Genomic DNA, 14,516 nt, shown 5'->3' with positions numbered 1-14,516 from the left:
TATGTATTATTGCCCAATTTCCTCTCAATCGTTAGAAAATATGACTCACGGTAAGGTAATTCTCTTAATCGCTCCTACTATCATACGCTCGATTCTTGCGACCAAACATTCTTTTTCTTCCCTCAAATTAATCAATAACCATTGAATAATTTGAGCAACAATCGCACGGCCATAAAAATCTGCAATTTCTGAGCGTGTCGTCGGCGATACTTGATAAGAAAAACATTCCTTTGTCATAATCTTAATTAACATACTATAAGTTATTTGGTATAAAAAAGATTCTAGACGGTCTCTACTTAAAGAGTGAAACGTATTTAAACAAAAACTACGATTCTCTTCCGTATAATTAAGGACTTGCATCAATCCTTCTTGCCAAGTATCAATATCTTGAAAACGCCCTAAACCATTCACTACCTCATTATCATAAGTCCAAGCTAATAAATCATTAATATCTGAAAAATGATAATAAAAAGTATTCCGTGATAAATGAGCTAGTTCGGTGACTTGACCTACTCTAATTTTATCTAACGGATAGTGAGTCATTAGTTCCTTTAGTGCTAAAGATAGCGCCTGTTTTGTAACATAGCCCTGTTCCATCTCTCTTCTCCTCTATTTTTAATCGCGATTAGCCCTTCTGGTACTATCTAAAAATAAAAAAGCCACAAACCATTGTGACTTTTTAATTATCAAAGAGTTCGCCTTTTATAATACGTCTATAATAATGAATTTTTTCTTCCGAATCAACCACTAATTCACCAATTGTATATTCAGCATAATAAGTCATTAAGGCGGCTTTAATAGCCTGACAAACGGCTTCTTTCTCATTTTCTAATTTCCGTGGGAATTTTAAGCCCTTAACAAAGATAACTTTACTATCATCAGCGCCTTTTTCTGCTTGATTAATAACAAAGAAAAAAACATATAGACCATGATATACTAAAGTGAAATAACGAGGCATTTCATATATAAAGGATATATGTTGGTTAGACAATGATACCAAATAAACATCTTCATTTTCATTGACTGTGACATGATTTGGGGTGATGCCAGCTCTCGATACTGGATCAATTAACGGTACCATACTAAATTCTAACCGATCTTCTGGTGTAACCTCTCTTTTTATAAATAACATGTTAATCACTTCTTTCATTTCCCATTACATAATATGGTCATTTAATATAACTAGACTATAACTCTATTGATACAAAAATATCAAGTATTTTTTATGATTATTTGATGGTTCATCCTCATAAAAGTAAGTATCACGTCCTAAAAAATTTAAATATATGGGTTGCCTTCTCCAAACCAGGAGATAATCCATATTAAAATGTATACTAATAGTTCTTATTTCACGCCTCTTACCTTGGGTTATTTTGTCAGTAAAACGGCTATTAAACCACATAATCTCTATGTTATACTAAAGTATAATAAGAAACGTACTATATAAATTGAGGTGCTAATAGTGATAAAATTTTTACATATAGCAGATTTACATATGGATCGCTCTTTTGAAGGTATCAGTGACTTACATCCTTCTTTTGCAAAAAAACTACACACAGTTAACGATCAAGTACTAAACAGTATTTATGAACAAGCCTATCAACAGCAGGTCGATTTAGTTATTTTAGCGGGTGATAACTTTCATCAAACAACATCAAGCTTGGCTACTCAAAGAGTATTCACTAATTTTTTAACCCGATTACAAAATATCAATATCCCTGTTTGTCTAATCTTTGGTAACCATGACTATTACGATAGCAAACGCTACTGGTTTGATTTTCCAGACAATGTGACCCTATGGAATACCTCTGAGGTACAAACACACGATTTTACTTCTTCTAGTGGTGAGCGTGTTACGATTTCAGGCTTCAGTTACACCTCGCCTTGGTTAAATGAAGATATGACAACCTATTTCCCTAAGAAACAACCTAGCCATTCTGACTACCATATTGGGATTTACCATGGGAATCGCGGCACTCTCAATAAGGCTGAACAACAACAATATGCCCCTTTTTCATTAACTTCCCTCTTAGAAAAAAATTACGATTACTGGGCGTTAGGTCATATTCATGTTCCGACCATTTTAGATGCTAACAATCGCGTTGTTTATCCAGGTACACCACAAGGCCACAATCGTAAAGAGCGACAGGTCAAAGGGGTTGTCCTTGTTGAATTAGATCATAATGAGAGCAAGCTAGAGTGGTTGCCTGTTAATCATGTTTCCTATGAAAAAAAAGTTGTATCTTTAAAATCATGTCACGATCTATCGCAAGTTCAACATATGTTAATCACACTTAGTAAAGAAGTCTTTGCTGGCCGACGCACTGAGTTACTATTCTTAGAACTTAGTTTAACTGACCATGTGCATTTTTCAGAGGAATTAAAAGCTAAACTTACTTCCAATGAATTAGCTGAGATGATTCAACAAGTTGTTGCTATTGAAGAACTAACTATCAGTAAAATTGCTTTACAGCACAGTAAAATAAATCAACTAGCTGATTTAAAGCCCATCCAATTGCCAATTTATCCATCGCAAATTGAGGCAATTATCCAACATTTTACCGATGAAGAAATTTTCAATGATATCACATCAGACCTGACTAATCATAAATTATTTAATGAATTGGTTACCCTTGATGAAGAGTTACGGAATGATGTTATAGAGGAGATGAAAACTAACTTCTATCAAAAAATAGCCCCAGGAGGACATTGTTTTGAAAATAACGAAAGTTGAAATTTTTGGTTTTGGTAAATTCAAAGATAAAACAATTGAGTTAAATACAAGTAGTCACTTGATTTTTGGTGGAAATGAGGCTGGAAAATCAAGTTTGTACAATTTTATAAAATACATCTTTTTTGGTATTGAAAAAGGAACCAAAACTCGGCGTGACTTTAAACCTAAAAACACGCCGAGTTTATACGGCGGCAGAATTACCTTTGATACTGCCGACCATAAACAAGTAACGCTTACACGCCTTAATAATCAAAAAGATGGTATCAAAGCTAACGTACCTTTAGTTCAACTTCCATCAGGTCTGACCGGACAGGACCAATTGTTACATGATTTAATAAAACCACTTACAAAAGCGTTATTCATCGATGTTTATAGCTTCCAACAAGAGCAATTAGCTGATTTAAATAAGTTATCTACGCAAGAATTACAAGAAACACTAATGAGTATCGCCTCTTCTGGTTCCCAACGTTTATTTCAAGAAAAAGCCGCACTCATGAATCAAAACAGAGAACTCTTTACTAAAAATGGCAACAAACCTGCTATTAATCAGACAATGAATAAATTATTAGAAATAGATCAAGTGATTTCTGAAAAAGAAAAACATGAAAGTCGCTATCACGCTGCAAGTCAGCGACTCTTAGATTTAGAACAACACGTGATTGATAAAAAACATATTAGAGAGGAACTTCTTGACTTAAGACGACAATGCTTGAATCAAATTGAACATTTTGATACTTATGACAAATATAAAGAGTTACTAACTCTTTATACAAAAGAAAATATTAAGAATTCTACCCCTCTTACTAGCGATGTCGATTGTTTGACAAAGTATTATCAAGAATGGTTGACTCTTCAAAATGAAATTAAGTATATAAAAAAACAGCAGGACCATTCCGAAGAGGCGTTGCTCCACGAAGGAAGTCAAGCCTTTGTATTTTATCAAAAAAATAAAGAGCAATTAACCGAAATTATAGAAGCCTATCCATTAGTCACAGAAATTAAAGGGAAATTAACTGTAGCAAAAGGACGCCTATTAGCTACTAATACCCAAATCGATGACCTACAAAAACAATGGGGGTTCGATCCTTCTGTACCTCCAAAAGAGATTTTGGAACAAGAAAGAGATGAGATACGGCAAATTAATCATAAGTTTGAAGCTCTTGCCTTGGAGGAAGAACAATTAATCGAAGATATTAATCACTTATACCGAACTAATTCATTTCTACAACAACAACTAATTGAAAAAGAATCAAATACTGTCGCAACTGTACCAATAGAAAATAATCATAATAAAAGCCTATTTTTTGTTCTATCAAGCCTCTCTTTAGCTATCATTATTTTTGTCTCTACAACCGGATCAGTACGCCAAGTAAGTTTATTATTACTTTTAGTAATTTCCTTAATCATATCTGTTGTTTTACGAAAAAAACACAGAAAATCGAAAAACAAGGATGAGCTTTTTTCTAAAGAAGAGCATACTTTGACAAATAATTTATTGGACAATCAACACAAAATCAAAACTTTAGAAGAGCAACAAAAACTACTACCAAATAAAAAACAAGCTCTTTCCTTAGAAATGAGTCGCTTTGTCCAACGACTTAATCTTGGTAACTTAGATAATTTAATAGATGTCATACGTTTTTCAGATAAACCGCAAGAATTTAATCACTTGTTAGCAGAAAAAAATAGGCTTGTTGATAATATAGCTACTTTGGAATCCGAATTAATTGCCTATCAACAAAAAGCTAAATTAGCTCAAGATTGGGTCCCTCTAGCTAATTTAGATGTTATTAATCAATTAGAAGCTATCACTGAATTTTCGCATTCTATGGAAAAATATGAGCGTGAAAATGCTGATGTGACTCTTTCAACTATTAATGAGCGTTTAAGGGTAAATGACTGCCAACAAAAAGAACTAACCGAACGGGCGGCTCCTTATTTAAAGAAATACGATTTAGACCATTTAACTGCTGTTCCTACATTTCTAGAAAAAAACAAAAAATTGAATCTTATGCAAGAAAAAATTGCCTACTATACTGAGATTCTAACACCTGTTTTCGATTTGGAAGACCAGATAGATAAAAAAAATATCCATGCAAGTCTAACTATTCTAAATCAAAAATTAACACTCTTAAAAGAAGAAATTGATGCTGATCATTACCAAGAAACACAACTTAAAGCAAGTGTTGATGATCTAATTCGAAATGGCACTTTGGCAGAAGCTTATCAGAAAAGATCTCTTCTAATGAATGAACTAACTGAATTGGCAAGTCAGTGGCTAAGTAACAAGTTAGAAGACCAGTTGTTCTCAGAGTTAATTCTTGAAATGAGTGATCAAACTTTACCTCAATTACTAGAAAAAACTAGTACTTACTTAAGTCTTTTAACCAGTCATAATTATTCAAAAATTGAATTGTTAGAAGATGATACCCTTTCCATTATCAATAAAGACGGGATGGCATTTAGACCACTGGATCTCTCGACAGGGACCAAAGATCAGTTGTTTATGGCACTTCGCCTAGCTTTTATTACTAGTAAAACGCCTTCTAGTTCACCTATTATTATTGATGACGGTTGGCTTCATTATGATAATGAACGTAAAAATAATTTATTAGACCTACTAAATAAAGAAGTCGCTCCTTTTTATCAAATTATTATTTTAACTTCAGATACAGCTATTTATGATTACTATCACAAAAATAGACTAGCCATAACCACTTTAGATTAAATAAGTTATCAACAAAAATAAAGCCTACTTTACACTATAGTAAAACAGGCTTTATTTTTGTTGATTTCATAACTATTTTATTTATTCAAATGTTGATCGATTTTCTTTAATTAGACCTAAACGATAGGCTGACATCAGTTTTTTCAAATCTGAAATTTGTTCAAGTAAATTAGCACCAATGTCTGTCTCTAAAACACGTTTACGATCATTTTCTTTGAAGACAATTCGTCTAGTTGATAATATATCCTCTTCATTTGTTATGGCTTGAAGTTTCCCTAAAAATGATTGATGAACAGCCAATTCCATTCCATATGAATTGTATAGAAGGGTGTATCCTGCAATACCTGTAGTCCGTTGATAGGCTTTCGAAAAGCCCCCATCGATGACGATTAGTTTATTATTCCCTTTCATCGGATCTTCTCCGTCTCGTTCTTTAATAGGCGTATGCCCATTAATGATGTGACCCTTATCATCATCTAAACCAAACTCTTTTAAAATATTACGACAGGTTTTTTCTTCCTCGCGTAATTTGTAGTAAGGATTTTTGTGTTCCTTATGCAAGTTTTTTTCTTTTAAGTAATACCTTTCAAAGGTAGTCATCTTATCTTTGCCAAATAAGGGAGAGGTTTTTCCTGTCCACAAGTACCAAATTAAATCTAAATTTTCTACTGAAGATTTAGTTTTTTGATGATAAGCCTCACGTATAGCTTGTTCGAATTTATCAAATAATACCTTACCTGACAAAATTTCACCGTCTAATTCTACCTTTAAAAAGTCACCATCTTTTGTCAATGGAACACATCCATGATATAACAAATTATCGTTATAAGCTAAGTACATACTCCCTTTGGCGATTAAAAAGTCCATATGTTGCTGTAATTTATCACATTCTTTAAATAGCTTAACTAAATGCTCTACAACATGTGCCTCGTCTTCATTTAGAGTGTAAGGATCATTTGGATTAATAGTTGGGAAATACGCCTCAACTAAATCATAATTTTCACCATCAATCATTATACTATTTTGTTCATAATTAATTTGGTTTAAAACCAAACGATCCGTCATTTCAAATTCTGGACGACGTTGAATAATCTCCCCTTCTAATTTAAACTGAATAATCGCCATAGCCTGTTGCATTTTTGCCATTTGTCTTAATTCATTTTCATCGTAACTTAATTCCTCTTGATTTATCTTCGGTAAGTATTGAGTGTTTATTTTATCGTAATATTTATCTGCTAAATTGACGAGTGGTCTTAAGGAAATACCATAGCTTTCCTCTAGAATATCTAAATTATCATATCTAGCTGAAATCCTTACCACATTGGCAATACATACAGCTGAACCGCATGCAGCTCCCATCCATAAAATATCATGATTTCCCCATTGGATATCGACTGAATGATAGTCCATTAGATCATCCATGATTTTATCCGGAGCAGGTCCACGATCAAAAATATCGCCTACTACATGTAGGTGATCAATTGTCAAACGTTGAATCAAATAGCACATTTCAGAAATGAATTGATCCGCAATATCTAGTTCAATAATTGTTTCAATAATGTTTTCATAGTAATTCAATTGATTTTTATGCTTAGTCGAGGTAAATAATAACTCTTCAATTATATATGAAAACTCTGGCGGGATAGATTTTCTTACTTTAGAGCGGGTATATTTAGAAGAAGTGACACGAGCCAACTCTATTAATTGCTCTAAAATTTGATGATACCAACTAGCACGTTCTAAATCGGTATTCATTGCTTGTGTTTCTAATTTTATCTTCTCTTTTGGGTAATAAATCAAGGTCGATAAACTGATCATCTCTTCTTGGCTCAATTGATTTCTAAATGTTGATTTTATTTTATTTTTAATATTTCCTGAACCATTACGTAAAACATGTTGAAAAGCATCATACTCGCCATGAACATCACTTATAAAATGCTCAGTTCCTTTCGGTAAATTTAAAATAGCTTTTAAATTAATTGTTTCAGTAATGATACTTTGAGATGTTGGAAATTCCTTAGCCAACAATTCTAGATATTTAATATCTTCCATAACAACCACCTATACCATTTTTATTTTTAAACCTATTATCAGTTTCTTGATAACGTTAACATTTACAATTCTATCATGTTACACCTTACATTAAAAGGTAATCTAACCGTTTGTTATATTTAACCTATCTTTAAAAATAAAAAAAACATATATACCAATCTTAAGAATGAGTGTGAATCAGCATCTTGTTTACATAATAAAATTATACAAAAAAAGTAAGGTAATAATTATTACCTTACTTTTTTTGTATGTCGCCCTCCCGAGTGCTTAACAGTCAATAAGACTGTCGTTAGATCGATAATTTTGATCAGTAACTTAAATAAATATGTTTGAATTAACGTCATAATTAATCCTATCAAGAAAACAACTGCTGTCGAGGCTAACATTTTCCAAATAAAATTAGTATCCTCTAATACTGTATTGACCTTTAAAACATCTTTCCATAAAAAGCTTGCGGCATAACCATCAGCTAACAAGTAACACCCAACTATATTAGTTGATAATAGGCTGAGTATCTTTGATCCGGGTAGTTTTATTCCTTTAAACATCATAAAAATTAATAGTGAAAAAGTAACTGCAAAAAATGAATTCGGACGCCAAAAATAGGCTGTATCAATTGGAAATACTGTTTTTAACAGCGTTAAATTTTGATTCATTACCAGTAGAACTGAAATAAAAATGAGTGTTAAGACAATCAAATATATAAAACTCTTCCAAAATCGATTTAAAAGCTTGATACCATACAATCCGATATAAGCCCCCAAATATTGCATTGTCACCAACCAAATTAAGCGATTATAATATAAAAATGCTTCTGAATTATTTATCATAATCCCAACATAAGTCGGAATTAAACTAAAAATTATTAAAAGAGTGATGAGTAATCTTTTCAACTCTTTTTGAGATAATAGCTCGGCAATTCTTTTCGTAAAAGGTGCCAGTAATAACAATAAAATAAAAATAGTAGCAAACCAATACGTGCCATTTAAAATAGGGAAAAAGTAACGAAAAACATCTTTAATAGAATTTAATTCTATCCCACTTTTTTTTCCAATAATTGCAACAGCTAATAAATTAAAAGATTCTATATAAAAAACATTTTGAAAAAAATATCGCCATTTAAATTCGGATTTAACTAATAAATAACCTGAAATAATGGTAATTAAATTAAAACCAATCTCACCAATAATCAGCATCCCATTAAAAAGACTTCGATGACTCCCTTGGTAACTACCGGTTGCGCCACTTTTATTTAACATATAAAAAAAAGTAACCATAAACATTGCTAAAAGACTCAACACGGCAATGTTTCCATGTTTTTTTTCTTTTATCAAACAAAAACCTCCTAATCTAACATGATTTTTCTATTTATATTATTTTTAACTCTAAAAAATATAATTTTGTAAACATAAGCTGGAAAAAAACTGTATCTAAACAACTGATTTATCAGCTCAAATCAAATGTTACCATGGTATTAAGAAGAAGTTTGTCCAATTATTTTAAAATAAAGCGGAAAAAGAAAGTAACAGATAAAAAAACAGTTACTGAGGACATCAGCAACTGTTTTTTGTTATTTAAATAGGGTCTTCACTTTACTCTCACCATCACCTGTTTTTTCCAACACTAATTGTTGTCCGATTTCATCTTTCATAGTGGTTACATGAGAGATAATCCCGACCATCCTTCCGTTATTACCAATACTTTCCAAGACGGTCATTGCTTTACTCAACGTTTCATAATCAAGAGAACCGAATCCCTCATCAATAAACAATGCGTCAATCCTAACCCCTCCCGCATTTTCTTGAACTACTTCAGCTAAAGATAAGGCAATCGATAAGGCGGCAATAAAACTTTCTCCTCCCGATAGAGTATCTGTTGACCGCTCCTCATTCGTAGCATGGTCTAAAACATTAATCTCCAAACCTGTTTGGTTAGCCCGACTCGCTTTTTCTTCCTTTAATACAAATTCATACCTAGCATTACTTAGTTGAGGCATATAATAGTCGTTGGCATATTTTAAAACATCAGATAAGAATGCCTGTAAAACATACCGTTCAAGGGTCAATCGGACAGAATTCTCTCCCATTATAGCACTGGTTAAACTATCTAACTGTGTATATTCCTCGTGCCTTAAGTTATAACTTTTTAATAGCTGTTCAGATTTTTGATAACTTTTTTCAATTTTATTAAATCTCTCATCAACGGTGGCTTTATTAGTTAGAAGTTCTTCTTTTTCCAATCGCAAAGTTTGAAGTTGAGCTTCGATTAACAGTAAATCTGGCTGGTCTTTAGCTGATGTTTTCATCCTTAGTTCTTCAATTTCATCTGTTAATTGTGAAAGACGGTTCTTATAACTCTCCACTTCTAACTTAAGTTCATGAAATTCTTGTGTTCTAGATAACTTAATTAACTCTACTAAGTCACTATCACTTTTGACGAATTCAGTTTCGTTGATTTTATGATGTAATTGATCAGTGGCTTTTTCTATAATATTTTCTAGTTCACTTAACTCAGCATGATGATGTTTGATTTCTACATCAACTACTGATACCTTTTGTTCCATTTTAGATAGTTCATAGCGTATTTTTTCAACAGCCTGCTCATAATGAGTGATTTTATCCTCCATTTTTTCAAGAGAAGCTGTTAATTCTGCGTGGCTAGCTAGATTAGGGTGTTTTTGGGTCAATTCTTTTATAGTTTTTTCTTCATAGTCTTTGGAAAGGGAAAGTTTTTGTTCTTCTTGACATACCTTCTCCTTTTTATCTAATAATACATTTAATTTTTCTTGGCTTAATTGCATATTGTCAGTGATATCATCTCTACGTTTTGTCAATTTAGTTAGTGTATCTGTTGTAAGTTTAAATGTCATTAAAACTCCCTCTTGGTTATAACTAGCTGGCACTGTTAATCTAGGGAATTTTTCATGCCACATTGTGGCGAAATAGTCATAACTACTAGACAAGTGATGTTCGCTATTACTAATTGTCCCTTTAAGCTCACTTGCTTGCTGCCTCAACACATTCAACATAACTTTTTGTGCTGCTATTTGTTCTTCCAAACTAATAACTAGTTTTTGTGCTTGTTCATATTGCTCCACCGCTTCTTTAAAAGAAGTATTGCTAATACTTGTAACACCTTTATCCAATAAGGGATGTTCTAAGGAACCACAAATCTGACAGGCTTCTCCTACTTCTAATTCTTGCCTCAATTGTAATATCATCAATTCTCGGCGTTCCGTCTCTTTATTAGAAAAACTAACTTTTGCTTCCGTTAACTCTTTTATCAATTTGATTTGCTGGTTGTCTTCTTTCTTGATTTTTTTAGTTAATTCCTGTTCTTTTGTAAGAAGCTCAGCATGTTTTTCAGCAACCCCTTCGACATTTTTCCATTCTACTAACAAACGATTATAATTAATCGATAATTCTTGAGGATCATCTAAACTACTTAATAATTTAGATAAATCAGTTATTTCCTCTTGCCTAAGACAACATTCTTGAGTTGTTTCATTTAATTTTTCTTCTATCTCTTTTTGTTTCCGACAATAGTCTACCAAATTATCTTTTGATTTTTCTAAAACTTGAGCTGCTGGAATAAATACTACCTTATAATTTTCAACTTCTTTTTTTAATTTAGAAATATCTGGGCTACTTTTTGAAAGATTTTCATGCTTTTCTTTTAATGCGATCACTGATTTCTTTAGTGTTACTTGCTCTGTCAGTTTGTCTGATAAAACTGCCTGCAATTTCTCTTTTTTTTCGACTGCCTTTTCTTTTGATTTTAGAGTGTCGCTTAAATCAAATGCCCATTTTAACTTTAAATACTCAGTTTCTTTTTTCACTACATTTTCTTCATCTTTAAGTAAGTTTAGGCGTTCTTTGTTATATGCCTCTAACCGTTCAAAGGATTGAATTAAATGAACTGCTTCTGTATATATTTGCTCACTTTCACTCACTTTTGTGTCACTTGCAGCTAGTTGCATTTCGAGTTCAAGTTCCTGTTTTCTTATTTTTTTTAAAACTTTATTTAATAAAAGATGTTGTTCACTAGTTGTTCGACAGAGTTCAAACTGTTCTTTAAAGTCTTCTGGCCATTCCACGTTGTTAAAAATACCCGTAAGTTCTTGCTCAGTCATAGCTCGTTCTTTATGAGAAAGCTTATGTTTCGTTTTTAATTCAATCATAAAGTCATCAAATATCTTTGTGCCAAACAGATTTCTCAAAATAGTTTCCTTACTATCGCTCTTAGCTGCTAAAAATTTTCTGAAATCATTTTGTGGTAATAAAATAATTTGCCTAAACTGTTCAGCTGTCAAACCCAATAGTTCTTGAATAAACTGGTTAACTGCTTTTTGTTGCGAATACCCTATCCCTGTTTCTTTCCCATTAGGGGCGCTCAATTCAGATACCTGTTGTTTTGTTTTTGCTTCTACCAAGCCACTCTTTTTAACACTTTTACCTTTTAGCCATTGTCTTGGTGAGCGACTGATTCTATAAAATTTCCCATTATGTTCAAAGGTCAAACTAACTGACGTTTCGTCTGTTTCTGTCGCAAAATCACTTCGCATATCCATAGGATCACGAGAGCTTGTTCCTGTACCAAATAAGGCATATGTCATGGCATCAAAAATAGTGGTCTTACCTGCACCAGTATCGCCACTAATCAAAAATAAAGAATTATCGCCATCGAATTTGGTAAAATCGATCACTGCTTGACGATGTGGTCCAAAAAAGTTCATTTTTAATACTAGAGGCTTCATTGATTATTCTCCTTTTTATTCAATGTTAGTACAATGTCTTCAACTATTTTCTTCTGACTTTTAGTCAGCGAATCGCCACATGTCACATCAGCATAAAAATTTTCGACAACTTCTTCTATGCTCCGACTCGTTCTTACTTTAAATTTTTTATCCATTTCAGTTAATTCAATCGAAGGAAGGTGGTAGGTCAGTTCAACGATATCTCCATAAATATCGCTTAACTTTTGCCGTATATGTGAGTCACATGACCGACTGGTTAATTTAATACTAAAAAAAGCACTTCCTTTTGTTGGCTGTTGCGTATAAAATGCTTCAGAAATAAGTTCTTCAAAACTTCCTTTCAGGACAATTAAATCTTTATTCGGTTTTATTTTATGGAATTTCAAATAGATTGTACCCTCTTCACTTAGTTCAACAATATAAACACCCTTCTCATTTTTGGCCTCTTTGGTATTAAATTTAACAGGTGAACCACTATACCTAATATGCTCATCCGGGCTAGCTTGCCAAAGGTGCAGGTGTCCTAAAGCGACATAATGGAATTTATTAAAATGTTCAGCTGATACACTATTTAATCCACCTACTGTTGAAGTTGTCTCACTGGTTAGTTTGTAATCAGGATTTTTTTTACCCGTTACGTTAAAGTGTGTTACTAATACTTGTTTTTTATTCGGGTCAAACTTTTTTTCTAAATCCTTCACAACTCGTGCCATAGCGTGGTTAATTGTTTTCATCTCTTCAACATCTTCGACGCCATAATAGATACGTGCATCGATTGGATCAAAAAATGGTAACAAAAATAACTGAATACCCTCTATCTCAATTGGCTGAAAGGCTTCTTCTAATTTTGTGTGTAGAAATAAATGGTTTTCTGCCATCCACTGGTTAGCAAAGTTTAATCGATTTGCCCCATCGTGGTTACCACTAATAGCATAAATTGGAAGTTTCTCAATTATATTTAATCGTTCTAACATGCCATCAAAGGCTTTAATTGCCTCTATAGGAGGAATAGCCCTGTCGTATAAATCACCTGCAATAATAACACCATCCACATCTTCTTCTTTAGCAAGTGTTAGAATTTGTTTAAAAGCATATTCTTGTTCTTCTAACAAGTCAAATCCATTAAGCTTTTTGCCGATATGCCAATCAGCCGTATGTAAAAATTTCATTCGCTGTCTCCTTTGAATTATTATCATTTTATTATAACATAGCCAATTAACAGACTAAAAATAAGACTCTCTAATCTATTTTGTGATTTTCGCATGGGTTTCTTTTATTAACTATGATAAAATAAAAGAAAACTGTGACAAGATAAAGGAGCATTATCGTGAAAAAAATTATATTTCTAATAGTTGGCCTTCTCTTGCTAACAGGATGTACACACTTGCCAGAAGCAGAACATCCACCTGTTGTAAGCTCAAAATATACGAAAGATTATCAAAAAAAGAAACAACAGGCGACCAAACCAAATGATAAAAAGTCCAAAAGCCCTTCTAAATCAAGTGATTCTTCTGACTCAGAACAACTACCTAAGGACTCTGCTGACATCGATACTCGTTATCCTGATGAACGAAAGAGTTTGGTTACCATTGGAGGGTTAACAAAAGAAGTAGTTGATACCATTTCTGATGACACTATCCAACAATCCCTTACTCAGGCGGACGATTTAGTTCAGAGTGGTCAGTTGGATCATATGACTGCTTTTATCAATGATATAACAGCCACGTTGGATGAAACGACGGACTCTCTTGATCGCACGATAGATGATATGGATAAAAGTCTAAAGGACGATACAGAGGATAGTGAACCTAATGATGAGAAGCCCTATGATACTGACCAAGAATTAAAAGAGAAGGATGATAGCCATCCTATGACAACGCCTGACCAAGCAGTTATGTCGGTTGTAGGCATTTATGGTGATTCACCTGAGGGGGCTAAGTATGTTCAAACTGGCTCGGGAACGGATGAAACAGGACAATCTTACCAAATCGTACAATTAATTCCCGAGGGACAGGATGTAACTAGTGCGACTAGCTCGTACCGTGTTTACGATAATGGTACTGTCTCTACCAACTAAACGTAAAAAAAGCGTGCTGATTTAGATTTCAGCACGCTTTTTTTTTAACGTTATTTTTATTTTCCAACCTAATATGTTAGCTGAAGCTTAAGTATTTTAAGCCGAGCATTATTAAAAAGATTTCCATCCGTTCGTTAAGGAAGCTTTGATTTATTAATCGGTTCCATCA

At 32.9% G+C, this 14,516-nt stretch carries 9 protein-coding genes; 3 read left to right on the top strand and 6 right to left on the bottom strand.

Going from position 1 to position 14,516, the window contains the following annotated elements:
• Positions 1-45 precede the first annotated feature (45 nt).
• Positions 46-597 (bottom strand): TetR/AcrR family transcriptional regulator, encoded by a 552-nt coding sequence (locus tag OL234_RS04975; protein WP_275470052.1) that lies wholly within the window; start codon positions 595-597, stop codon positions 46-48.
• A gap of 82 nt (positions 598-679) precedes the next feature.
• The gene (locus OL234_RS04970; protein WP_275470051.1) at positions 680-1,132 is read right to left on the bottom strand and encodes a hypothetical protein; all 453 of its coding nucleotides are present in this window, start codon (positions 1,130-1,132) and stop codon (positions 680-682) included.
• Positions 1,133-1,462: 330 nt separating this feature from the next.
• Between OL234_RS04970 and OL234_RS04965 the strand changes: the two genes are divergently transcribed.
• Together OL234_RS04965 and OL234_RS04960 are read left to right on the top strand one after the other, a co-directional pair.
• Positions 1,463-2,734, top strand: coding sequence for a metallophosphoesterase family protein (locus tag OL234_RS04965; protein ID WP_275470050.1), 1,272 nt, complete (start codon positions 1,463-1,465; stop codon positions 2,732-2,734).
• Positions 2,715-5,462, top strand: a complete 2,748-nt coding sequence (locus OL234_RS04960) for an ATP-binding protein (protein ID WP_275470049.1) — start codon at positions 2,715-2,717, stop codon at positions 5,460-5,462. Before OL234_RS04965 ends, OL234_RS04960 begins: the two co-directional genes overlap by 20 nt.
• A gap of 81 nt (positions 5,463-5,543) precedes the next feature.
• Here OL234_RS04960 and OL234_RS04955 read toward each other — a convergent pair whose 3' ends face one another.
• The 4 genes from OL234_RS04955 to OL234_RS04940 all read right to left on the bottom strand — a co-directional run bounded on the left by OL234_RS04955 (position 5,544) and on the right by OL234_RS04940 (position 13,439).
• Entirely contained in the window at positions 5,544-7,514 is a 1,971-nt protein-coding gene (locus tag OL234_RS04955; RefSeq protein ID WP_275470048.1) for a fructose-1,6-bisphosphatase, read from the bottom strand.
• A gap of 230 nt (positions 7,515-7,744) precedes the next feature.
• Entirely contained in the window at positions 7,745-8,848 is a 1,104-nt protein-coding gene (locus OL234_RS04950) for an acyltransferase family protein (RefSeq protein WP_275470047.1), read from the bottom strand.
• A 236-nt stretch (positions 8,849-9,084) separates the two neighbouring features.
• Positions 9,085-12,270 carry an AAA family ATPase gene (locus OL234_RS04945; protein ID WP_275470046.1) on the bottom strand — a complete coding sequence of 1,062 codons (3,186 nt, stop codon included), beginning with the start codon at positions 12,268-12,270 and terminating at the stop codon, positions 9,085-9,087.
• Entirely contained in the window at positions 12,267-13,439 is a 1,173-nt protein-coding gene (locus OL234_RS04940) for an exonuclease SbcCD subunit D (RefSeq protein WP_275470045.1), read from the bottom strand. Before OL234_RS04940 ends, OL234_RS04945 begins: the two co-directional genes overlap by 4 nt.
• A 158-nt stretch (positions 13,440-13,597) precedes the next feature.
• On the opposite strand from OL234_RS04940, the gene OL234_RS04935 reads away from it, so the two are divergent.
• Complete coding sequence (locus OL234_RS04935; protein WP_275470044.1) at positions 13,598-14,347, top strand: membrane lipoprotein lipid attachment site-containing protein; 750 nt, start codon at positions 13,598-13,600, stop codon at positions 14,345-14,347.
• The last annotated feature ends 169 nt before the right edge of the window (positions 14,348-14,516 follow it).

Source organism: Vagococcus intermedius (assembly GCF_029144185.1).
Lineage (GTDB): Bacteria > Bacillota > Bacilli > Lactobacillales > Vagococcaceae > Vagococcus_D > Vagococcus_D intermedius.
Note: the sequence above shows the minus strand (reverse complement) of the source record. Positions and strands in the feature narration are given on the sequence as shown.

Bases quoted from the DNA above. Each gene is read 5' to 3' on its own strand.
- OL234_RS04975 (WP_275470052.1), bottom strand. From the start codon at position 597: ATGGAACAGGGCTATGTTACAAAACAGGCGCTATCTTTAGCACTAAAG.
- OL234_RS04970 (WP_275470051.1), bottom strand. From the start codon at position 1,132: ATGTTATTTATAAAAAGAGAGGTTACACCAGAAGATCGGTTAGAATTT.
- OL234_RS04955 (WP_275470048.1), bottom strand. From the start codon at position 7,514: ATGGAAGATATTAAATATCTAGAATTGTTGGCTAAGGAATTTCCAACA.
- OL234_RS04945 (WP_275470046.1), bottom strand. From the start codon at position 12,270: ATGAAGCCTCTAGTATTAAAAATGAACTTTTTTGGACCACATCGTCAA.
- OL234_RS04940 (WP_275470045.1), bottom strand. From the start codon at position 13,439: ATGAAATTTTTACATACGGCTGATTGGCATATCGGCAAAAAGCTTAAT.